14 protein-coding genes, 2 tRNA genes and 3 rRNA genes are annotated in these 23,667 nt (G+C 55.3%); 13 read left to right on the top strand and 6 right to left on the bottom strand.

Annotation, left to right across the window (positions count from 1 at the left end; all coding sequences use genetic code 11):
* The 7 genes from JAO32_RS12565 (at window position 1) to JAO32_RS12535 (ending at window position 9,628) form a co-directional block, all read left to right on the top strand.
* Complete coding sequence (locus tag JAO32_RS12565; protein ID WP_334240871.1) at window positions 1-771, top strand: ATP-binding cassette domain-containing protein; 771 nt, start codon at window positions 1-3, stop codon at window positions 769-771.
* Between the two features lie 84 nt (window positions 772-855).
* Window positions 856-1,914 carry a YihY/virulence factor BrkB family protein gene (locus tag JAO32_RS12560; protein ID WP_334240869.1) on the top strand — a complete coding sequence of 353 codons (1,059 nt, stop codon included), beginning with the start codon at window positions 856-858 and terminating at the stop codon, window positions 1,912-1,914.
* A gap of 47 nt (window positions 1,915-1,961) precedes the next feature.
* Entirely contained in the window at window positions 1,962-3,407 is a 1,446-nt protein-coding gene (locus tag JAO32_RS12555) for a sodium:solute symporter family protein (RefSeq protein ID WP_334240867.1), read from the top strand.
* 40 nt (window positions 3,408-3,447) lie between these two features.
* Complete coding sequence (locus tag JAO32_RS12550; protein WP_334240865.1) at window positions 3,448-4,113, top strand: hypothetical protein; 666 nt, start codon at window positions 3,448-3,450, stop codon at window positions 4,111-4,113.
* Window positions 4,110-6,947 (top strand): IPT/TIG domain-containing protein, encoded by a 2,838-nt coding sequence (locus JAO32_RS12545; protein WP_334240863.1) that lies wholly within the window; start codon window positions 4,110-4,112, stop codon window positions 6,945-6,947. The genes JAO32_RS12550 and JAO32_RS12545 overlap by 4 nt, the downstream gene beginning before the upstream one ends.
* A gap of 69 nt (window positions 6,948-7,016) precedes the next feature.
* Window positions 7,017-8,348, top strand: coding sequence for an NAD(P)/FAD-dependent oxidoreductase (locus JAO32_RS12540; protein WP_334240861.1), 1,332 nt, complete (start codon window positions 7,017-7,019; stop codon window positions 8,346-8,348).
* 107 nt (window positions 8,349-8,455) lie between these two features.
* Window positions 8,456-9,628: a Gfo/Idh/MocA family protein gene (locus JAO32_RS12535; RefSeq protein ID WP_334240859.1), complete on the top strand. Its 1,173-nt coding sequence runs from the start codon at window positions 8,456-8,458 to the stop codon at window positions 9,626-9,628.
* A 119-nt stretch (window positions 9,629-9,747) separates the two neighbouring features.
* Here the strand turns inward: JAO32_RS12535 and JAO32_RS12530 are convergent, their stop codons facing one another.
* The 4 genes from JAO32_RS12530 to JAO32_RS12515 all read right to left on the bottom strand — a co-directional run bounded on the left by JAO32_RS12530 (window position 9,748) and on the right by JAO32_RS12515 (window position 12,745).
* Window positions 9,748-10,488, bottom strand: a complete 741-nt coding sequence (locus JAO32_RS12530) for a class I SAM-dependent methyltransferase (RefSeq protein WP_334240857.1) — start codon at window positions 10,486-10,488, stop codon at window positions 9,748-9,750.
* A 99-nt stretch (window positions 10,489-10,587) separates the two neighbouring features.
* Window positions 10,588-11,028 (bottom strand): RidA family protein, encoded by a 441-nt coding sequence (locus tag JAO32_RS12525; protein ID WP_334240855.1) that lies wholly within the window; start codon window positions 11,026-11,028, stop codon window positions 10,588-10,590.
* Window positions 11,029-11,068: 40 nt separating this feature from the next.
* Complete coding sequence (locus JAO32_RS12520; RefSeq protein WP_334240853.1) at window positions 11,069-12,010, bottom strand: branched-chain amino acid transaminase; 942 nt, start codon at window positions 12,008-12,010, stop codon at window positions 11,069-11,071.
* Between the two features lie 63 nt (window positions 12,011-12,073).
* On the bottom strand, window positions 12,074-12,745 hold the full coding sequence (locus JAO32_RS12515; protein WP_334240851.1) for a DUF4126 domain-containing protein: 672 nt from the start codon (window positions 12,743-12,745) through the stop codon (window positions 12,074-12,076).
* A 48-nt stretch (window positions 12,746-12,793) separates the two neighbouring features.
* Between JAO32_RS12515 and JAO32_RS12510 the strand changes: the two genes are divergently transcribed.
* From JAO32_RS12510 to rrf, 6 genes are all read left to right on the top strand, one after another.
* Complete coding sequence (locus tag JAO32_RS12510; RefSeq protein ID WP_334240849.1) at window positions 12,794-14,326, top strand: S10 family peptidase; 1,533 nt, start codon at window positions 12,794-12,796, stop codon at window positions 14,324-14,326.
* A 1,013-nt stretch (window positions 14,327-15,339) separates the two neighbouring features.
* A 16S ribosomal RNA gene (locus JAO32_RS12505) occupies window positions 15,340-16,841 on the top strand.
* A gap of 292 nt (window positions 16,842-17,133) precedes the next feature.
* A tRNA-Ile gene (locus JAO32_RS12500) sits at window positions 17,134-17,210 on the top strand.
* Window positions 17,211-17,262: 52 nt separating this feature from the next.
* A tRNA-Ala gene (locus JAO32_RS12495) sits at window positions 17,263-17,338 on the top strand.
* A 281-nt stretch (window positions 17,339-17,619) separates the two neighbouring features.
* Window positions 17,620-20,564, top strand: a 23S ribosomal RNA gene (locus JAO32_RS12490).
* 148 nt (window positions 20,565-20,712) lie between these two features.
* Window positions 20,713-20,829 (top strand): 5S ribosomal RNA (gene rrf, locus JAO32_RS12485).
* The 16S, 23S and 5S rRNA genes sit together here with 2 tRNA genes alongside, the layout of an rRNA operon.
* Before the next feature lie 284 nt (window positions 20,830-21,113).
* Here rrf and JAO32_RS12480 read toward each other — a convergent pair.
* Together JAO32_RS12480 and JAO32_RS12475 are read right to left on the bottom strand one after the other, a co-directional pair.
* Window positions 21,114-21,788, bottom strand: a complete 675-nt coding sequence (locus JAO32_RS12480; RefSeq protein WP_334240847.1) for a ribonuclease HI family protein — start codon at window positions 21,786-21,788, stop codon at window positions 21,114-21,116.
* A 125-nt stretch (window positions 21,789-21,913) separates the two neighbouring features.
* A complete protein-coding gene (locus tag JAO32_RS12475) occupies window positions 21,914-23,617 on the bottom strand; it encodes a hypothetical protein (protein ID WP_334240845.1) in 1,704 nt (567 codons plus the stop codon).
* Window positions 23,618-23,667 lie beyond the last annotated feature (50 nt).

Raw genomic sequence — 23,667 nt, 5'->3', positions numbered from 1 at the left:
ATGAGTACTCCGCTTCTGGTTGCCGAAGGGCTTGTGAAGGAATACGGCAACAGCCGCGTGGTCAGCGGTGTTTCGCTTTCGATCGCTCGGGGAGAGATCCTGGGATTGGTGGGTGAAAGCGGCAGCGGCAAAAGTACCGTAGCGCGCATGGTGCTTCGGTTGATTGAGCCAACGCAGGGCGCAGTTCATTTTGATGGCGTGGATGTGCTGAAGGCTGGGCGCGGCGAGATGAAGTCGCTGCGTCGCCGCATGGGCGTCGTGTTTCAGGATCCTTTTGCTGCGCTTGATCCTCGGATGCGTGTGCGCGACATTCTTGCAGAACCGTTTGCTGTCCATCGCGAACATGCGCCGCAGGGGCAATCGATGGAAGAAACGTTGACGGCCATGCTGAACGAGGTGGGGCTGGACGCTTCTGCACTGGATCGCTATCCGCATGCGTTCAGTGGCGGCCAGCGGCAGCGCATCAACATTGCACGTGCATTGGCATTGCGGCCGGAGTTCCTGGTGCTGGACGAGCCGGTGAGCGCTCTGGATGTTTCGGTGGGGGCGCAGGTGATTAACCTGTTGCGTTCTCTGCAACAGACACGTGGACTGACGTGCCTGTTCATTTCGCATTCGATGCCGCTGGTGCGATATCTGTGTGATCGTGTTGCGGTGATGCGTCGCGGTGAGTTGGTAGAGGTGGGCAACGCGGTCAGTATCTGCGAACATCCACGTGAGGCGTATACACAGGCTTTGATTGCAGCAACACCAGAGTTCGCCGGGCTCTAAACCTCTTTTACTTTTCCGGCATCTGAACAACGCAGGCACCCGAATCCCCCACGGACCTTTGTGTCCGCTTATGCCATGGCAGTCATGGCGTACGAGGAACCTGCAATGGCGCAGCCCGCAACGCACATCCCGGAAAATTTGCAACCGCAGGCAACAGAAGGTGGGGGCGTGCATGTGATGGAGAGGAATGCGTGGGCGCTGGTGCAGAGTTCACCGTTGCATTGCATGTGGGATCTGCGCGGCATTCCACTGAAAGAAGTGGCGAAGAGGACGTGGAAGGGCATTGATGACGACAACCTGTTTGGTCGCGCATCGCAGCTTGCCTATGCTTTCTTTTCCGCTATCTTTCCAGCGTTGATTGCCATTTCATCTTTGATGGGATTGTTCGCGAAGTCGTCGAGTCATCTGTACTTTGCACTGCTGGACAAGTTGGGGCAGTTGATTCCACCTTCTGCATTTGCGCTGGTGACGAATACGTTTCGCCAAACAACGAGTGCATCTACAACAGGAAAAGTTACGTTCGGATTGTTGTTTGCGCTGTTCTCCGCAAGCGTCGGCATCTCTGCATTGCAGGACACGTTGAATTCGGTTTATCGCGTGCGAGAGACGCGGCCTTTCTGGAAGGCTCGCATGGAGGCGATGGGGCTTACGCTGGTTGTGGGGGCGCCGATTCTTGCATCGGTGCTGGTTCTGTTCGGAGGAGATGTCGCGGCGAATCATCTGGCCCACATGTTTCGCGGTGCATACGTGTTGGCAATGATTCTGCGTGTGGTGTACTGGGTTACTGCGTCATTGCTGATGATTCTTTCGTTTGAAGTGATGTATTGCTTCTGCCCAGATGTGCAGCACCGTGTATGGCGGTGGTTCACGCCAGGCGGCCTTGTCGGATTGCTGGGATGGATTGCGGGTTCGGTCGCGCTGCGCATCTATCTGCATTACTTCAACAGCTATTCGGTGACGTATGGATCGCTTGGCGCTGTGATCATCCTGTTGCTGTGGTTTTATCTGTCGGGCGTGATGATTCTGCTGGGTGGCGAAGTGAACTCAGAAATTGAGCGTGCGGTGGCAGAGAAGAAGATCGTCAATGGCGAGTTGCCACCTGCGTCGGCTGTCGCGAAAGTGGATTTGAAGACGGCAAGTTGAGTCTTGCCGATTTCCCAGAGCTTCTGCCGGAGTAGACTCATTCGCACATGAGTCTTTACGGAATTGTGATTGGGCTGATCGTGGTGACGCTTCTAGCGGTGTCGCTTTCCCGCGTTCGGCAGGTGCGTACCAAAGCGGATTACCTGGTGGCCGGGCGAACGTTGCCTGCGGCTGTTCTGGTGTTCACGCTGCTCTCAAGCTGGATTGGTTCGGGGTCGCTGCTGGGCGGCGCGGAGAACGCGTATCGTCATGGCTTTGCTGCGTTATGGCAGGGCGGCGGCGGATGGGCCGGGTTGGCCTTGATCTTCTTCATTGCACCACGCGCGCGTAAGTTCGCGAAGTTCACGATTCCGGATTTGCTAGAAGCTCGCTATAACCAGACCGCGCGCGTGTTGGGTGTGATTGCGGTGCTGTTCACTTACACGGCGATCACCAGCTATCAGTTGATTGGTGGCGGCGACATTCTTCACCTCATCTTTCCGGATCGTGTGAGCCCGGTGATGGGCCGTTACATCATTGCAGGATTTGTCGTCGTCTTTACTGCGATTGCTGGTATGGGATCCGTTGCGTACATGGATGTGGTGATTGGATCGTTGGCAACGGTGACGATTCTTTTGTCGCTGCCGATCCTGATTCATCTGACAGGCGGATGGCATGCGGTGCACGCGGCGCTTCCTGCTACGCATTTCATGGTGCTGGGTGATATTACGCCGGTGCAGGCGGCTGAGTTGTTTCTGCCTACGTGTTTGCTGATGTTGGGTAATCAGTCGATGTATCAGAAGTTTTTTTCTGCGAAGAGTGAACGGGATGCACGCAACGCCGTGGTTGGGTGGGTGATTGGCACAGTGGTGCTGGAAACGGCGATTGTGGCGCTGGCACTCGTTGGTTCCGCGATGTTCCCCACGGGCGAAGTGAGTCAGCATCCACGCGAAATTCTTGCGTATTTGGCGATGAACGGACTGCGCGGGAATGCCATGTTGGAGTTCCTGGGCGCGCTGATGATGGGTGCGATCTTTGCAAAGATCATCTCCACGGCGAACAACTATCTCTTCAGCCCTGCGACGAATCTGGTGAACGATGTGTTTGTTCGTTATCTGCGACCGACGGCGGGTGATAGCGAAGTGCTGTTGGTATCGCGGTTGATGGTGGTACTGCTGGGAGTGTGGGCGTTGTGGCAATCGCTGGGCACCGAGAGTGTCCTGAAGAAGAGTCTTTATGCGTACACCATTTATTCCGCGGCGCTGACGCCAGTGATCCTGGCGGCATTTTTCTGGAAGCGGGCTACGGCTGCGGGTGCGGTGACTTCCATTGCACTGGGAACCGTCGTTACCGTTGGTTGGGATAGCGTGTGGGTGCATCGTGTGTTTCCTGCTGTGATCGCAGAGCGCGATGCGATTTTGCCGGCACTTCTGGTTAGCCTGTTGGCGCTTCTAGTGGTGAGTCTGGCGACGCCGAAGCCGACGGTGGAACAGTTGCAGCCGTTCCAGTCGTGAGGGGCTGAAGTTTGCGTCGCAGTGTGTCGATAAAGGACACATGCGGTGCTTCCACTTGAGTTTGTGCGGCAAGGCCTTGGTGATCGCGGGGATAGGTATGGTGCTTGCGGTTTCAACGCGTGCGCAACAAAGCCTTGCAGATGTGTTGCGTTCCTCGGCGATGGTGAACGGGACTATGCCGGTAGTTGATACGGATGGTTTGCCACCTCCGCCGTCTAATCTGGAGGACGCTCTGCATTCGCTTTACACGAGTGCAGATGTGGTCTTTACCGGCGAAGTAACGGCAGTGGAACGCAGTGGCGATACCGTCACGGTGCGCTTTCAGGTGTTGGAAGGTATCCGTGGAGTTAGCGACAGCGCGACGTATGTATTGCGGGAATGGGCAGGGCTTTGGGTGGATGAGCCTTCGCGTTACGTCGTGAAAGAGCAGCGATTGATGCTGCTGCGTGCGAATTCGGCGTGTGGTTATGCATCGCCTGCCGGTGGTGTTGGCGCATTTCCATTGCATGGCGATAGCGCACAGGGAAGCATCGATTTGCGATGGCTGGCTGCACAGGTTTCGACTTCTGCGCAGAATACTGCGCAACTCGCAACACAGGCCTTCGCAGACGTAGCTCCGGTTACACCAACGAATGTTGCTCAGATGGATCGCGTGGTCGTGATTTCCATGTTGCGTGCGTGGCATCGCATGGAGGTGACGCAGTGAAGCGCGTGGCGTTCTGCGTGTTGCTTTTATGTGTGAGCGTTTTGCATGCGGCGAATCCGCGATGGGTGGCGGGATCGCAATGGACTAACGTGGGCAAGGCGATGACCTGGTATCGCAATGATGTGCAGTATTTCGTGGATATCGGGCCACTGAGTTCTGCCGTGAATCACGATGCTGCCGTGTCATTGGTAGATGCTGCGGCGTCTGTGTGGAATCTGAACGCATTGCCGTTCACGTTGAAGAATGGCGGCTCACTGGCTGAGGACGTCAGCTCGATCAATGTGTATACGGGCTCCAGCGGATTGATCTGGCCCACGGATGTTAGCAGCAGTAGCTACACCTCAAAGCAGATCGCCGTTGTGCTGGATGCAGATGGCTCCATCACGGACGCACTTCTGGGATCTGGAGCGAGTGAGCCCTCGAATTGTCGCACGAATGGCGTGACGGAATCGGTTGACCTGTTCATTCAACCGGGAAAGATTGCGCATGCACGCATCGTTGTGAATGGCCGGTGCAGTGGAGCCGCTGCGGAACAACAATTGCAGCTTCAGTATCAATTGATGCGTGCGTTTGGCCGTGTGCTGGGGATTGGCTGGTCGCAGCTCAACGACAACGTTTTTACAGGTAGCCCGGCGCCGACCTATGCGCAGCAGATGCACTGGCCCATCATGCATCCGATGGACATTATCTGTGGCCCATACACGTATCAGTGCCTGCCGCAGCCATTCACGCTGCGCGAGGACGATATTGCGGCGATGTGGCTGCTGTATGCGGACAGTACGACATCGTTGGCGGCCTCCAACATGATGAGCATCAATGGGAATATCTATTCCTCAGGCGTGCATCCTTTGAGCGGGGTGAACCTTACCGTAACGCGTTATCAGCGATGGGGAAGTTATGGAGTGGATGGCTTTCAGTCCGTCTCCAATGTCACCGGTTTCAACATGTCCTTTGATCGAGGCAATCCAGTCACCGGCGCTTCTGGAGATACGCAGGGAATCTACGGTCCTATCGTGGGCGATGTTGGATCTTCTTTCAACTTTGGTGCTATTCCGCTGAGTACAGGCACTTACATTACGCTTGCGTCCGAACCTGTGAACCCGCTTTACAAGGGAGCATATGCAGTGGGCCCCTACCAGATGGGAAGTCCCACTCCATCGGGATCTGCCATCTCCATCAGCAACGGAGCGTATGGGCCGGGGGCGAATGTGTTCGTCTCCTATATCGTCCCCAACGCAGCGTCTGAATGTTCCACTGCACAGGATGGTACGGAGAGTGCGCCAGGCGCGATTCCAGCAGGAGGCACATGGTCTTCGCGGCTCTGCGGTGTAGGCCATTCGTCATGGATGGGGTTTGCCGTGAAAGCTGGCCGGACGGCAACGGTGGAGGTGACCGCTACCGATGAAAACGGCAACGCGAGCAGCACCAAGGCAATGCCGTTGATCGGTATGTGGCATGGATCGGACGCCACAGGTACATTGCCTGGACTTGCCGCGCAGACGGTTGCATTCAACGGAGCGCGTACAGGGATGTCACAGCTGCGCGCTTCGTTTACTGCAACGGAGAATGTTCGCTTTGTCATTACGGATGCGCGTGGTGATGGTCGGCCTGATTACACCTATCGCGCTCGTGTTCTTTATGCTGATTCGGTTTCACCAACGCGGCTCTCTTCCTCCGGAGGAACAGTCGTTATTACCGGAACGGGATTTGCGCTGGGCAATACGGTCACTATTGGTGGATTGGCTGCAAACGTTGTCAGCATTTCAGCCACTTCTATCCGAGTGGTTGCGCCAGCCTTAACCTCCAGTGGCGCAAAGAACGTTACGGTCACCGATCTTTCTACAGGCGGCACCACTACGATGACCGGCGCTATTACTTACGGTGGCGTTTCGTCTGACGTTCTTGCCATGACTTCTCAGCCTGCAGCTACTGTTGCGGTTGGTGCGCCTTCGTTGCTTGCGTTGCAATTGAAAGATGGAAATGGCGCTGCCGTTCGTAACGGAGAGATCGCGGTTTCAGCATCTGCGGGAAGCGTCGTTGTGGGGGCATGCAATCTTGCGCGGTGCACGCTGGTGACGGACGCCAACGGTGTGGCTCAGACGTACATTACGCCCAGCGCTGCTGGTGCAATCACGGTGAACGCCGTGTCCTCGGGCGGTTCGGCGGTTCAGGCTTCGTTCACCGCAACGGCTGCATCGCGTGCTGTGACGTTGCTGCGTCCTACCGAGTATGTTGCTGCTGGCTCTGGAGCGACCTTTACGCCCGCCGCGGATGTCACTGTGAATGGTGCGGCGGCTGCAGGAACATCGGTTCTGTGGACTGCGTCCACTTCGCGCGCAGGATTTACTTCGTCTGTTTCTACTGCGAATGCGGGAGGCATGTCGAGTATTGCTACGACAGGTGCTTTACGTGATGGTGAAGCGGCAACCGTGCAGGCGTGTGCGTGGACCACGGTGTGCGGTACGCAGAATCTGATTGCGGTTGCTGCTGCGAATCTGCGAGCAGCAGTGGTTAGCGGCGATGCGCAGAGTCGATCTGCAACGGATTCTCTTAACAATGTGGCGCTGCGCGTTTTGGATACATCCGGCAATCCTGTTGCGGGTGCTACGGTTGCCGTGTATCAGGCTGTGTCCGGATGGCAGCCCGCCTGCACCACGGGCAGATGTGCCACGGCTCCGGTCTACGGCACGGCGACATCGAGCACCATAAGTGACGACGATGGACTGGTGACGGTGTCTCCATTGCAGTATGCAAATACGGCTGCTGTAACAAAGATCACGGCATCCGTTGGGACTCAGGGAGCCATTACGGTTACGCTGGTGAAGACGCCCTGATGTCTTCGGCAGCGACCAAGGCATCTCCTCGTGCATCAGACAGAGTGACCAGCAAAAGGAGCGGCCTGAATGGCAACAGGTGGTGTGCGCAAGCGGGTATTGATTGTGGGTGGCGGCTTTGCGGGGCTGAAGGCCGCGGAAGCATTGAAGGACGCAGACGTCAGCATCACGCTGGTGGATCGTCGCAATCACCACACGTTTCAACCATTGCTCTACCAGGTAGCACTTGCAGTGCTATCGCCCAACGAGATTGCGCAGCCTATCCGTGCGATTCTTCGTGCGCCGAACACGCAGGTGCTCATGGATGAGGTGGTGGGCTTCGATGTAGCTGCGCAGCGCGCTACGTTGAAGAGCGGTGTGGTGCTGGAGTATGACTACCTGATCCTGGCCACGGGTTCGACACATTCCTACTTTGGCAGAGATGACTGGGCTCCGCTGGCTCCGGGGCTGAAGACGATTGAAGATGCGGTGGAGATTCGCCGCCGTGTGTTGCTTGCCTTTGAATTGGCTGAAGGCGAAATGCAGGAGACGGGACGTCATCCGGCGCTGAATTTTGTGGTGATTGGTGGCGGCCCGACGGGTGTGGAGCTTGCAGGCGCCATCTCCGATATCGCCAAGTTGTATATCCGCCGCGACTTCAAACATATTGATCCTGCAAAGGCGCAGGTGCTGATTCTGGAAGGTTCGCCGCATATTCTGGGCGCATATCCCGAAGACCTGCAGAAGAAGGCTGTGGAACAGCTTGCGGCACTGGGCGTACAGGTGCGCACGAATACGCGTGTGACTGACGTGAAGCCTGGCTATGTGATGGTGGGTGATGAACGCATCGATGCAGTAGTGACGATATGGGCAGCGGGTGTGAAAGCTTCGCCTCTGGGAGAACTACTGGGTGTGCCAGTGGATAAACGTGGATGCGTGATTGTGGATGGTCAGCTTCACCCGGAAGGGCATCCAGAGATTTTTGTTTGTGGCGATCTTGCGGCTGCTACCAGTGAAGGCAAGCCTGTACCCGGAGTCGCTCAGCCTGCCATGCAGATGGGCGAATACGCCGGACGCACGATTGCGCTGGAAGTGCGCGGCGAAACCATGAAGAAGCCGTTCATCTATGCCGATAAGGGCGATATGGCTACCATTGGCCGCAGCGCTGCCGTGGCCAATGTGAAGTGGCCGTTCAAGGGCCACCTCAGCGGATTTCCCGCATGGCTTACATGGTTGGTCGTACACATCTTCTTTCTCATTGGTTTCCGCAATCGATTTTCGGTCTTCCGCAACTGGGCCTATACCTATGCGTTTTTTGAGGAAGGCTCGCGCCTCATCGTGGGCGACCAGACATTGCCGGGCTGGGATACGCAGGATGATCCTAAAGGCGATCTGACGACGCGACCCATTTCGCAGTCCTGAGCGTCGGACGCCCGACACTTCAACGCAGCTTCACGCCGCTGTGATGATCGGGGCATCCTTGCGTTCCTTGTCGCCGTCCCAACGCAGCGAAGGGACGAGATGAAGCTATGTCGAATGCGAAGAAAATAGAACCGGGAAAGAAGGTACGCTACGCGGTTGTGGCTGCTGGATGGATATCGCAGACTGCGCTGCTACCGGGCGTTGAACATACTGGCAACTCGGAGGTCACTGCGATTGTGACCGGCCATGAATACAAGGCAGAGGCGCTGGCGGAGAAATATCCCACCATTCGGCACAGCTACAGCTACGAAGAATATGACCAGTTTCTGAAGGATGATGTTGCGGATGCTGTATATCTTGCAACGCCCAACTGGGATCACGTGGAGCTTGCTATCAAGACGCTGGAGGCGGGGCTGCATCTGCTGCTGGAAAAGCCGATGGCAGTGAGTGTGGAGCAATGTCAGCAGATCATCAAGGCATCGCAGAAATCCGGCGCGAAACTGATGGTGGCGTACCGCATGCATTTTGAGCCCGGTGCGCTGAAGGCTTTGAAGGTGGTGCGTGAAGGAAAGCTCGGGAAGTTGCGTTATTTCAACTCGAGTTTCTCTCAGCCGGTGAGTGCGTTGAATCATCGCGCAAAGAGCGGCTACTGGGCGGGGCCGATTCCAGATATGGGGCCATACCCCATCAACATGGTGCGTACTCTCTTTGGTGCGGAGCCGATCGAGGTGTATGCGACGGGATGGAAGACAGATGACAAATTCAATTTTGAAGACACTGTCGCGGTGACACTGAAGTTTGAAGAGGGACGTATTGGCTCGTTCGTTCTGAGCTATAACGCGCAGGATCTGGATGATTTCCGTGTTACTGGCGATCTGGGCAGTCTCTTCAGCAGTCCCGCTTACGCCATGCCGGGCGGCATGAAGCACACCACGATGATTGGTGAAAAAGAGTCGACGGAAAGCTTTGATAAGACCGATCAGTTTGGCGGTGAGTTGAAGTACTTCTCTGATTGCGTGATAAACAACAAAGACCCCGAGCCAGATGGGGAAGAGGGCTTGTTGGATGTTCGCGTGCTGGTGGCGTGCGAACAATCGTTGAAGACCGGCATGCCGGTGAAACTGGCTCCGTATGCGCGTTCACGACGTGCGTCGCTGGACCAGGAGGAGACGCTGAGCCCAGTGAAGCCGCCTGAGTTGATTGGTGCAAACAAGCCAAGTGAAGGCGGCAGCAATGGCGAAGAAGAACAGGCTCCGCGGGAAGCGCGTCGTGTTGCTTAATGAAGCCCGTGCCTATGGTGCTACGGGCTTTTGTAAGAGTAAGCGGTCGTTAGCTGTGGCTGGTGGAGATCCTTAGGATTCTTCGCCTCCGCTCAGAGTGGTAACTAGAAGGCCCGCGTTTATGCGGGCTTTCTAGCGACGACGATGCGTAGTGGTGGGAACGTGGTGAGGAAGCTGCCCCATTGCGTTGTGACATTAAGGCCAGCATTGCGGAAGTGGTCGGCATATTCGCCGGTAAGTTTGTAATCGCTGATGAGCGCCACGCCACCTGGCTTCAGAACGCGAACGATCTGACTCAGAGCCTGCTCGCGTGTGGGTTTGTCATAGATGTTGTGCAGGCAGAGGTTTGAGACGATGACGTCGAAGCTGGCATCTGCAAACGTCATCTCCTGCGCCGGGAGACTGACGAGGGTGCAACGATCCGCGACGCCTTCCAGTTGCAGGTTCTTCTGCGTTGCAGATTCGGCGTTGCCACCCATGTCTTCTGTAGACCAGATGTCGATGCCGGTGGCATGGCCGGATGTGAGCTTCTTTGCAGTACCTGCAAGCAGAAGGCCACGTCCGCAGCCAATATCAAGAACCTGTTCGTCGCCTTGCCACGCGTGCTTACTTAGCATCAAGTCGCGATGACGAAACTTGCCGTACTTCACATAGAGCAGGAAGAGCAGAGCTTCGCCGATGAAAAATCCTGCGGGCCAAAGAAACGATGGCCGTGTTTGTAATGCGACTGGACCAAGATGCAACACACGAGGCAGTAGCAGGCCTGCCAACAGACAGGCAATGCCAACAAGAAAAAGATTGCGCATGACGGCGGGTGCATCGACGCCGTAGTCCGTTCCGGGAGCGTGTGTTGGGGGCATCGGGTTGACTCGCGAATGAAGTGGTTCCGAGTCTAGCAAACGAAAGAAGGGTTGCCACTAGCACCCCTTCTTGAAGCTTCAGTTAATGAAGCCTATTTTCTATCGACTGGCGATCACGTCGATTTCTACCAGGCTTTCGCGCGGAATGATGGCTGCAATGGTTGTGCGGGCGGGAGGGTCTTTGGGAAAGCGCTCGGAAAAGATCTCGTTCATTGCGGCGTAATCATCCATGTTGCGCAAAAAGACCTGCACTTTGAGCACGTTGTCTATGGATGAACCGGCGTTCTTCAGTTCTGCTTCAACTTGGTCAAAGGCATAACGAACGCACGATCGAATGTCTTTCGGATCGGGCGCGTTATAAGAAGCTTTGCCGGAGACGAAGAGCAAATCTCCGAAGCCAACCGCAGGGGAGTACGGTGGCTTCGGAGTTGCATTGGGATTTGCAGCGAAAATTTGTTTTGCAGATTTCGCTGCGGCTTTGGTGGCAGGGATGAAAGCCGCGAGCGCAGTTGAGGTGGCGAACAAGCGTCGTGTCAGCATTGCATCTCCCTGGTGAGTGTTTGGTTTTTACAAGCCGCTTTTACGCCTCTGCCAGCTCGTTGCTTCTCACCTTGACCGGTGTAAGCCAGTTGTAACGATCGCTCTTGGTGCCGTTGACCAGTGCGAAGAACTCATCGTGCAGCTTCTTCGTCACAGGACCCATGGAACCGTCGCCGATGAGGATGCGATCCACCGAGCGCAGGTGCGAAACCTCTGCAGCCGTGCCGGTGAAGAAAGCTTCATCGCACAGATAGAGGAGTTCGCGCGGCAGCGCCTGCTCGACAACTTCAATGCCGAAGTCCTTCGCGATCTGAATGACCGAGGCGCGGGTGATGCCGTTGAGCACGCTGTTCGCAAGAGGTGAAGTGAAGAGCTTGCCTTCGCGGATGAGGAACAGGTTCTCGCCTGAGCCTTCCGAGAGATAGCCGTTGCGATCGAGCGCGATGCCCTCTACGTAGCCGTTGATCTCGGCTTCCATGCGGATCAACTGCGAGTTCATGTAGTTAGCACCGGCCTTTGCCAGTGAAGGCATGGTGTTCGGCGCAAGGCGGTTCCAGCTGGATACGCAGACATCTGCACCCTGGTTGCCGGGAACATACTTGCCCCAGGGGAAGTTTGCAATGTAGATCTCAACCGGCGACTTCAGCGGGTTGACGCCGATCTCACCGTATCCGCGGAAAGCCACGGGACGGATGTAGCAAGGGGCTACATCGTTTGCATCGACCACATCGACAACTGCCTGGCAAAGCTCATCAAGTGAGTAGGGAAGTGGCATGCGATAAATGCGCGCAGAGTCAATAAAGCGCTGCATGTGCTCACGAAGTCGGAAGATACCCGCCTTCTCGCCTTGTGTATAGGCGCGGATGCCTTCAAATACGGACGAGCCGTAATGCACCACGTGAGACATCACGTGAATGTTGGCATCGGCCCAGGGAATCAGGGTACCGTTGTGCCAAATTTTGTCAGTTGTTTGGATGGGCATGAATCGCTCCGGCCGGAAGGGAGCTTCCGGTGAAGGTCAGTATACCCAATGGTTCTTTGGGATTTATGGCATAGGCGGTTGCGGAAGCGTGGCGACACCGCTGCGGAAGGCCCGTCGAAAAAGCCGTATCACCCATCGGATGGCAAACAAAGCGATGGCAAGAAGCACAAGCACAATGGAGGCGGAGACCCAAGGGTGCGAGGTGGCTAACCATGTCAGGCCAACGGCAGCCACATCTTCCGTGCTGCTAAGAGCAATGTTCGACAGGGGTTCCGGCGATGGTGCAACGGCCACGCGAAGCGCCGTCTTGGATGTGTGTGCCAAGGCGGCAATGGCCGTCCCCACGGCAATGGCGGCGATCTGCATCGGCGGCGTGAGGTGTTCGGTGGCTCTATATGCGAGCAGCGCCGCTACTGGAATGCGCACCACGGTATGGAGTGCGTTCCAGGCTACGTCCAGAGCCGGAACTTTATCTGCAATGAACTCCGCAAGAAAAAGCACAGAGCAGACCCCGATCACCCACCAGTTGCCCACGACATCCAGGCCAGGCGGAAGTTGCACCCAGCGCGTGTGCGCCGCCAGTCCCAAAGTCAGCAGAGTGGCGTAGGTATTGAGGCCGGCAGAGAAACTGGCGGCAATAATCAACGCGGTAAGGTTGCCGGGAGTGAAGTTCACAATGGCCTCCGATGCGGCGGGCCCAGTGTACTGCCCGGCGGGGGAGCAGGCCAGTGCCATGGTTTCGCTTTCGCAACTGGCAATCACTTTGCTGATACCGTGTTACCCATGCGATTTCCCCTGCTTTCTCATCCTCTGGCGCTGGCCGCTGTTCTGTGTGTTTCTGCTTCCTGCTTTGCGCAGGAACATGGCGATGAACCGCCACAGGGAACTCCTACCGCCGCCGCGAAAGATGCAGCCAAGGATGCGAAGGATAAGCCATCGTTTCCGCCGCTGCCTCCGGATGCGCATGTGGAGCAGAGCATTACTGTGGATGGCAAGCCGCTGAAGTACACCGTTACGGTGGGCACGTTGCCGGTGCGTAACGCGGATGGCAAGGTGGCCGGACAGGTCGTCTTCACGTCCTATACCGTGCCGGGAGCGGACCGTCCGGTGACGTTTGCACTCAATGGTGGTCCCGGCGCTGCCAGTGTCTACCTGAACTTCGGAGCCATTGGTCCGAAGCGAGTTCCGTTTGGCGAAGACAACTCTTCCCCTTCCGATACGCCCACGCTGGTTGACAATCCCGGCACATGGCTGGACTTTACCGATCTTGTCTTCATTGACCCCATCGGCACAGGCTTCAGTCGTTCTGAGGTTTCGGAAGCTGAATCGAAGAAGCTTTTCTATGCGCCAACCGCCGATGTGAACTATCTTTCGCGGATCATCTATGACTGGCTGCTGAAGAACGGCCGCATGATGTCGCGGAAGTATCTGATTGGCGAAAGCTACGGCGGCTTCCGCGGACCTCGCATCACGCGTTATCTGCAGACGCAGCTCGGAGTGGGGTTGAACGGCGTGGTGCTGGTGTCGCCTTATCTGAATCCCAGCATTACAGACAACGGGGATCTGTCGCCGCTCCCGTGGATTGTCACCATGCCGTCGATGGCTGCAGCGAACCTGGAGCGCCAGGGCAAACTGACGTCCGCATCGATGAAGGATGTCATTGACTATGCCGAAGGGGAATACGCCACAGACCTCATCCGTGGCAGCTCCGATCCCGGTACAAAGGATCGCATGGTCGCGAAGGTGACGCAGCTCACCGGGTTGGATCCGGACTTTGTGCGTGCCGAGGGTGGCCGCATTGAGCCGGATGTCTTTCTGCGAGAGGTACACCGAAAGGAAGGCAAGCTGGGTAGCGTCTATGACTCCAATGTCACGGCGCTGGATCCGTTCCCGTATAACCGCGATCAGAAGACCGGGGATCCCATCCTGGATACGATCATTGCCCCGCTAACCCAGAGCATGGTCAATTTCGTTACTCAGACTGTGGGTTGGAAGGTGGACGCTCGGTATAACGCGCTTAGCTATGAAGTTGGCCGTATGTGGGATCGCTCCGGGCGGGATGAACGGAGTGGGTCTGGAACGCAGTTACGACAGGCGGTTGCTGCTGATCCGAAGCTGCATGTTTTGATTGCACACGGCTGGAATGATCTTTCTTGCCCGTTTATGGGATCGATTGTGACTGTGAATCAGATACCGCAAGCCACCGCCCAAAGAATTTTGATCCATGAATACCCCGGTGGACACATGTTCTACACACGCTCCGGAAGCCAAAAGAGCCTGAAACAAGATGCTCGCGAACTTTTCACAACTCATTAATATGAAGTGGTTTATATGAGGCTGCGGCGATGTTTTCCGCAGCCTTTTCCACGTTTGCGGTTGCACTGTGGCGACCGACCCTGTAATGTCAATCAAGTCGAGCGCAGTGGTTGAGCGCGAAACGAAAGAGCGATGAAGTAAGTCGCTTGACGCAAACCGAAACGGTTTGTATAAATGAAAAGTCAGCAAGCAAGCGAAATGCAGCGAGTTGACAAGAGCCGAAAGGCTTGATATAAAAGAAAAGTCGACAAGCGGTCAGTATGAAGCGGTCGAGTGGGTAGCCGAAAGGCAGCCTGCAGCGTAAGACTCGAAAGAGCAGCAATTCAGTCCAAGCGTTTGTCACGCGAGGTTCTGCTGAGAGCGAAAGTTCCAGCAACCCAATCGACAAACCCAAGCACTGTAAGTAGAGATTGGAAGGGGCAGAAGCCCCGGGCCAAACTTTCGCGATGTTTATCGCGGTTTGCGCTTGAGATGTTTTGAGAGATTGTGAGCGGTAATGCCTGCGCAGCAAGCGTAGAGTGCGATTTCGATAGTCGCCGCCGTCACTATAGTGTTTAAGATCGTTGCCCGCGGGGCTAGCGTCGACCAAGAGGATCGAGCGAACGAGATTAAATAGTATAGCGACGAAGCGGGTTGACAAGCAAGCGAAAACGCGATACTCTATAAAAGTTGCAGCGAGGCAGTCGAGAGCGAAAGCGACGCGGTTCAGCTACTAAGTAGCGAGAATACGGCGAGCAAGTAGCCAAGACGCGAAAAGCGTATAAGACACTAGCTCATACAAGTTCGAGGACACAACCGTTGAGTCGATGACTAACGGCGTCCTTGATCCAAAGCAGACGGCTTAGGCCTGATCTGACTAGGATCTTTGACAACATGGTTGAACGTGCCAGTCGTGAGAATCATTAAACCTTACGGTTTAGTCATCTCACTAGTTTTATCCTCGCAGCCTTTTCGAGCGCTGCGAGGCGGCTGACAGCTACGGACCTCCGTCCTGTAGCGCAGCCAACCAGTATTCAAACGAGAGTTTGATCCTGGCTCAGAATCAACGCTGGCGGCGTGCCTAACACATGCAAGTCGCACGAGAAAGCGGACTTCGGTCTGTGAGTAAAGTGGCGCACGGGTGAGTAACACGTGAATGATCTACCTCCGAGTGGGGAATAACTGAGGGAAACCTTAGCTAATACCGCATAACACTTACGAGTCAAAGCAGCAATGCGCTTGGAGAGGAGTTCGCGGCAGATTAGCTAGTTGGCGGGGTAATGGCCCACCAAGGCGATGATCTGTATCCGGCCTGAGAGGGCGCACGGACACACTGGAACTGAAACACGGTCCAGACTCCTACGGGAGGCAGCAGTGGGGAATTTTGCGCAATGGGGGAAACCCTGACGCAGCAACGCCGCGTGGAGGATGAAGTCTCTTGGGACGTAAACTCCTTTCGATAGGGAAGATTATGACGGTACCTATAGAAGAAGCCCCGGCTAACTTCGTGCCAGCAGCCGCGGTAATACGAGGGGGGCAAGCGTTGTTCGGAATTATTGGGCGTAAAGGGCGCGTAGGCGGTTTGGCAAGTTTGGTGTGAAATCTTCGGGCTCAACTCGAAGTCTGCACCGAAAACTGCCGGGCTTGAGTATGGGAGAGGTGAGTGGAATTTCCGGTGTAGCGGTGAAATGCGTAGATATCGGAAGGAACACCTGTGGCGAAAGCGGCTCACTGGACCATTACTGACGCTGAGGCGCGAAAGCTAGGGGAGCAAACAGGATTAGATACCCTGGTAGTCCTAGCCCTAAACGATGATTGCTTGATGTGGCAGGTACCCAATCCTGCCGTGTCGAAGCTAACGCGATAAGCAATCCGCCTGGGGAGTACGGTCGCAAGGCTGAAACTCAAAGGAATTGACGGGGGCCCGCACAAGCGGTGGAGCATGTGGTTTAATTCGACGCAACGCGAAGAACCTTACCTGGGCTCGAAATGTACGGGAATCACTTAGAAATAGGTGCGCCTAGCAATAGGCCCGTATATAGGTGCTGCATGGCTGTCGTCAGCTCGTGTCGTGAGATGTTGGGTTAAGTCCCGCAACGAGCGCAACCCTTATCTCCAGTTGCTACCATTTAGTTGAGCACTCTGGCGAAACCGCCTCGGATAACGGGGAGGAAGGTGGGGATGACGTCAAGTCCTCATGGCCTTTATGTCCAGGGCTACACACGTGCTACAATGGCCGGTACAAACCGCTGCGAACCCGCGAGGGGGAGCCAATCGGAAAAAGCCGGCCTCAGTTCGGATTGGAGTCTGCAACTCGACTCCATGAAGCTGGAATCGCTAGTAATCGCAGATCAGAATGCTGCGGTGAATACGTTCCCGGGCCTTGTACACACCGCCCGTCACATCACGAAAGTGGGTTGCACTAGAAGTCGGTGCGCTAACCGCAAGGGAGCAGCCGCCCAAGGTGTAATTCATGATTGGGGTGAAGTCGTAACAAGGTAGCCGTAGGAGAACCTGCGGCTGGATCACCTCCTTTCTAAAGAGAAACCGATCCGGAAAGAAGAAGCGTCTCGCGTATCGCGAGCACCTTGAGTGAGTTTCTTCTGGCCCGGACACCTTACGAGGCTTCGGCTAAGTAAGAGTCTGAACTAAACCTCTCTTTGGTTAATGACTGTCTGCACGATGGTCAACGGATGACTTAGTCATCCCGCACGTTCAACTGTGTCCTCGAAAATCTTTCGAGAGCCAACTGCTTCGGCAGGGAGCTCAAGGGAAATTAGGGGCTGCACCTGGTAGCGACTGCGCTGCCGGGTGCAAACCTCTGACCTGGGCCTGTAGCTCAGTTGGCTAGAGCGCACCCCTGATAAGGGTGAGGTCGGTAGTTCGAATCTACCCAGGCCCACCATCCTCTTGACGAGCCTCCTTGATGGAGATACTCTAGTCAAGTTGGTGCGAATGGGGCTGTAGCTCAGTTGGGAGAGCGCCTGCTTTGCAAGCAGGATGTCATCGGTTCGATCCCGGTCAGCTCCACCAATACTCTCGACAAGATAAGAATCTGGATGAGGTTGAGACCAAATGGTCTGAGCCTTGGACAGAGCATCGTCCAGCACCTCAGGGTGCAGCACGCAAAGCGTGTGTGATGTTTGACAACTGAATAGATTGGGTAAACATAACTACAAGGCTGAGCCGTCAGCTTGCAGGTAGTCTCTGCAAAACTGACGATTTAGTAATGAATGTGTCTTTAGGATAAGTAACAAGGCGAATATAAATGGACAAGCTCGCAGCAGAGTAATCTGCGTGCGAGTAAATTCTATGAACAAGCTACTAAGGGCGCACGGTGGATGCCTTGGCAGAATCAGGCGATGAAGGACGTGGCAAGCTGCGATAAGCTTCGGGGAGCCGCACACAGGCGTTGATCCGGAGATTTCCGAATGGGGAAACCCACATACGCAAACCGTATGTATGACCCGCTGAATACATAGGCGGGCTCAGGCGAACGGGGGGAAGTGAACCATCTCAGTACCCCCAGGAGAAGAAAGAAACCTCGATTCCGATAGTAGTGGCGAGCGAACTCGGAATAGCCCAAACCCGTTTTATTTCGGTAACACGGGGGTTGTAGGGCCTGCAACAGTAGAGTTACCAATCCAGTCGATAGTCGAAGCCCTTGGAAAGGGGCCCCACAGAGCGTGACAGGCGCGTAAACGAAATTGATCTGGACTCGAAGCAGGTACCTGAGTAAGGCGGGGCACGAGAAACCCTGCTTGAATCCACGGGGACCATCCCGTAAGGCTAAATACTCGATTCTGACCGATAGTGAACCAGTACCGTGAGGGAAAGGCGAAAAGTACCCCTTTGAGGGGAGTGAAAAGTACCTGAAACCGTGTGCCTACAAGCAGTGGGAGGACTATGCCCGTAAGGGAATGTCTGACCGCGTGCCTATTGCATAATGAGCCGGCTAGTTATTCTTGTCAGCAAGGTTAAGCGTGAGCGAGCCGCAGCGAAAGCGAGTCTGAATAGGGCGTTAAGTTGGCAGGAATAGACGCGAAGCGGGATGATCTACCCTTGGCCAGGTTGAAGATGGGGTAACACCCATTGGAGGACCGAACCGGTGTTTGTTGAAAAAAGCTCGGATGAGCTGAGGGTAGGGGTGAAAGGCTAATCAAATTCCGTGATAGCTCGTTCTCTCCGAAATAGCTTTAGGGCTAGCCTCGGGTGATTTGCGTTGGTGGTAGAGACATGATTGGACTAGGGGGCTTTCCGGCTTACTGAATCCAGCCAAACTTCGAATGCCAATGACAACCAGCCCGGGAGTCAGACTGTGGGGGCTAAGCTTCACAGTCGAGAGGAAAACAGTCCAGACCGCCTGCTAAGGTCCCCAAATTATAGTTAAGTGGGAAAGGAAGTCGGAACGCTCAGACAGCCAGGAGGTTGGCTTAGAAGCAGCCATCCTTTAAAGAAAGCGTAATAGCTCACTGGTCAAGCGGTCCGGTGCCGACAATACAACGGGGCTAAAACTATATACCGAAGCAGCGGATGCACACTTTAGTGTGCGTGGTAGGAGAGCATTCTCGCGACAATGAAGTACGACTGAGAAGACGTATGGAGTTTCGAGAAGAGACCCTGCCGGCATAAGTAGCGATAATGAAGGTGAGAACCCTTCACGCCGAAAGTCTAAGGTTTCCTGAGGAAGGTTAATCCGCTCAGGGTTAGGCGGTCCCTAAGCTGAGGCCGAAAGGCGTAAGCGATGGACATCCGGTTAATATTCCGGACCTCCCAATTGGTCGTTATTACGATGGGGTGACACAGAAGGATAGGCAGGTCGTCATATGGCTATGGCGGTCGATGCACGTAAGCTGGACCAGATAGGCAAATCCGTTTGGTCTTAACAGTGAGGTGCAAAGCAAGCCCTTTAGGGTGTAAGCTGCTGATTTCACGCTGTCAAGAAAAACCTCTAAGGAGAACGATTGGGAACCGTACCCCAAACCGACACAGGTAGACGAGGAGAATATCCAAAGGCGCTCGAGTGAAGGCTTGTTAAGGAACTCGGCAAATTAGACCCGTAACTTCGGGAGAAGGGTCACCACGGTAGGGTTCATAGCCCGAGGTGGTCGCAGTGAAACGCGTACGGCGACTGTTTAACAAAAACACAGGTCTCTGCAAAGTCTAAAACGACGTATAGGGGCTGACTCCTGCCCGGTGCTGGAAGGTTAAAAGGAGGGGTTAGCGCAAGCGAAGCTCTGAATTGAAGCCCCAGTGAACGGCGGCCGTAACTATAACGGTCCTAAGGTAGCGAAATTCCTTGTCGGGTAAGTTCCGACCTGCACGAATGGAGTAACGATCGTACGACTGTCTTAACGAGTTGCTCGGCGAACTTGTAGTACCGGTGAAGATGCCGGTTACCCGCAGCTAGACGAAAAGACCCCGTGCACCTTTACTATACTTTTACTGTGGGTTACGGCAATTGCTGCGCAGGATAGGTGGGAGGCTTTGATCCCGGACTCTCGGGTTCGGAGGAGCCAACGGTGAGATACCACCCTGCGATTGTTGTGACTCTAACCTCCTCCCCTGATCGGGGAGAGGGACATAGTAAGACGGGTAGTTTGACTGGGGCGGTCGCCTCCTAAATTGTAACGGAGGCGCGCGAAGCTACACTCAGGCTGTTTGGAAATCAGCCGTCGAGTGCAAAGGCATAAGTGTGGTTAACTGCGAGACCTACAAGTCGAGCAGATGCGAAAGCAGGCCTTAGTGATCCGGTGGTTCTGTATGGAAGGGCCATCGCTCAACGGATAAAAGGTACGCCGGGGATAACAGGCTGATCATTGCCAAGAGTTCATATCGACGCAATGGTTTGGCACCTCGATGTCGGCTCATCGCATCCTGGAGCTGTAGAAGGTTCCAAGGGTTAGGCTGTTCGCCTATTAAAGCGGTACGTGAGCTGGGTTCAGAACGTCGCGAGACAGTTCGGTCTCTATCTGCTGTGGGCGTAGGAGATTTGAAGGGGGCTGTCCTTAGTACGAGAGGACCGGGATGGACGAACCTCTTGTGTTCCAGTTGTCTTGCCAAAGGCACGGCTGGGTAGCGAAGTTCGGTTATGATAACCGCTGAATGCATATAAGCGGGAAGCATGCCCTAAGATGAGATCTCCCAACCCGTAAGGGATAAGAAGGGCCCTGGAAGACCACCAGGTTGATAGGCTGGATGTGGAAGTGCAGTAATGCATGTAGCTTACCAGTACTAATCGCCCGTTCGGCTTGATCATAGAATTTACTCTGCGCAGAAACTCTGCGATCCAAGAGATATTCAATACAAGCCAAGTAGTTAGGTTTTAAGACAAATCCAAATATTGGTATATCGTCTACTCAATCTATTCAGTCGTGAAACCTCGCACATGCGAGTTTCGACAATTTGCTGGTGAGAATACTGCGAGGGTCACACCCGTTCCCATCCCGAACACGGAAGTTAAGTCTCGCTGGGCCGATGGTACTGCACGGGTAGCTGTGTGGGAGATTAGGTGATCGCCAGCAATTAAATCTGAAAAGCCCACTCTTCGGAGTGGGCTTTTGCTGTTTGAGCAGTTATTGCATCAACATCATCGACTTAGAAACTTGCCGGAGACATGTGGTGAGCTCAAGCCTCGACGGCCTTGCCCAAGTCGCATGGAAAAGCACCTTCTTTGCTCGCCTGCGGCGAACAAAGAAGGGAAAAATGCTTACTGCTTTGTTTGCTTCCCTTGTCTTGCCTATGGACGGTTGTGCTAACCAACACTTCTCATTGAAAAGTTCAATCGGCGCCCGCAGCACGCAGCGATCTACTCGCGAATGATCTTTACGAAGACACCATCTGGTAACGACTTTCCACCCAATAAATGAATCCCACCATCGCGGACGAAGCCACGTAGCATCTCGCCTTGGGGTGTAGCGGACGCTTCAGACCGTTGCGTGGCTGGATCCATGCGGCGTGGGGCTGCTGGTTCTGAAGACTTTTGGGGATATGGAGTGGCTTTGGTGGGGGTAGGTGTCTTTCCCATGCCGCGGTCCATGGCCTCATTTGCGAGACGATCGGCCGTTTTGTTCTTGTGACGCAGAGCGTGCGAAATGTTGAAGAGTTCTAAGCGTGCAATTCTCCGCTTGGCTTCTTCGAAGAGTTGCCGGAGATCGGGGCTGTTCACTTTGTACTTGCCCTGGATCTGCTTCACCATCAGTTCGCTGTCACTGACAACTTTGAGACGGGTGTAGCCGTTATCCAAAGTCCACTGCAGGACGCCGAGCAGACCGCTGTATTCGGCAAAGTTGTTCGTTTTGAATCCCAGAAATTCGCTTAGCTCTGCAAGAACAGCGCCGTCTTCTTTTGCTATGACTGCGCCATACCCGGCAGGGCCGGGATTGCCTCGTGCTCCGCCATCGCAATGGGCCAAAAGAGTAACGGCTGCGGTGTTGCGGGGGAACGAGGGCTGAGGCGACGCGAATAGATCTCCGGTAGACATCGATCTATTAAAACAGGTACTTCGTAATGTTCTCGACGCCTTCGAGTCAGCGAGGTACTTCGTACCGTTCTCGATGCCTTCGGCGTGATTCGTCCTATAAGTTCCCATCCCGGATGAATCGTCTATTACAAAACGGTGGTTCCGCTGATGAAGACCTGATCCGTTTTATTGCCGAGGAGACGATAGAGAGCGAACTGTCGTGAACTGCCGTGGCGAAGCTCCATGAGGATTTCGGCGCGGTTTGTTGCATCGGCGTCGACTACGTCGATGGGCCGGTAACGTGGGATGCGATCAAGGTGCATGCTGTCGGTGACGGTTCGCATGGCCGGATGAAGTGTCCCATCAGGATCGGTATTCGCGACAACTGTCACATAGCGTTCCGGTGCTGAATCCGTCGCCGGAACTCGGGCGAAGAAGGTGTAGCTGACGGGGGCGCTGAAATAGAGCTGGTAGGCACTCATCTGTTCGTCTGCAAACGTGACGGAAGGCGCAGCGGGGGCCGCTGCTTTCGCGAGTTTTGCGCTGCGGCTGCGAGTTGCGGGTATTTTGCTCCTGGTCGTTGCTTTGCTTGCAGGAGCAGGAGGAGTTGAAGGTGCAGCTGTTCCGTCCGGGGCATCCGTAGCAAGTGCGGGATTCAGCACAACTGCTCTCGCCAGATCTTCCAGGGCGCTCAGTGCCGCTGCGCGTTCGGTGTTGCTGGCGAATTTGTACGTGAAGTCGTGTTGTGGGCGGTCTTTCGCATCACTGACGGCAATGATCGATTCCAGCGGTGTCGAAAGCGTTGAACCTGTAGTTGCTTTCACCTTCACGACAGCCTGGGTGTCATCCTTTGCCGCGGTGATTGCGCCACGCCGTAAAACGGGACCACCCGACATCGTATCTCCGCTGGAGATGGTGCCGCCTTCCGTCACGGTTTCGTTCGCCGAGGAGCGAGCATCGGTCGGTCCAGCTGCGCGTGTCTCCGCCGCTTTCGCAGTGCTACGGCTGGCCAGTTCCATCGGATCTGGCGGTAGAGCATTCGGATCGTCTTCATCAACGGCACGATGACGGATGGTGGGGCGATCAGGGTCATCTGCAGGGGAACTGTTCTGCGTGACGGTCGCCTCAGGTGGCTTCTTGGAGTCCTTCTTATTTGCCTTCCCCTGATCCCCGGTGTTGTGCGCGGAGGATTCAGGAGAACGGTGCAGCGTGGGGCGCTCTGGGTCGGCCGCGTCCTTGTCCTTCTTACCGGAACCGTAATCGTCCAACGTCACCTTTGCGGGTGTGTCCTCTTCGCGGCAATCTTCAGGAATTGCGGCCGCGGCAGCCTTAGGATCGGGGGCAGATTTGGAGCCGAAGTGGGGTTTGCCATCGTCCTTTGGAGCTTCCTGCACAACGTGGGCGTTGCCGCAGTTCGGACGGATGCGCCCAGCCTTGGGTGCCTTTGGCACCGAGACATGGCCGTAACCGAACCAGCCGTCATCAAAGGGGAGATTAGCGGCGATGGCGCTTCCTGCAAAATTTCGCGAGGCGATCAGGTCGAAGACATTCTTCGGTACGCCGCTCTTTTGCAGGTCATAGCGGATACCCGATTCCAAAGCAAAGGGGACGGGGCGCGCAAGGTAAATGCCGGCGTCCTCATAATGACCGCCAATGAAGAGCGATACGGGGATGAGCCGCGCAGCCTTTGGCTTGATGGGATCGTCGCCCACGTATTCGTAGAGAGCGACGGCGCGCGTAACCTGATCCGGTTTCGCAACCTTGTGCATTTGCGCTACCGCTGCATGGGGCAGGGAGCACAACAGGGTTGCGGCAGAGAGCCATCGGAGGGCGGACGAGCGGGCGTGCATACTACTCCATTGGACGGTGAAACGTTCTCAACAGCATACGCGGCGTAAGC

Source organism: Terriglobus sp. ADX1 (assembly GCF_036877645.1).
GTDB lineage: Bacteria > Acidobacteriota > Terriglobia > Terriglobales > Acidobacteriaceae > Terriglobus.
Note: the sequence above shows the minus strand (reverse complement) of the source record. Positions and strands in the feature narration are given on the sequence as shown.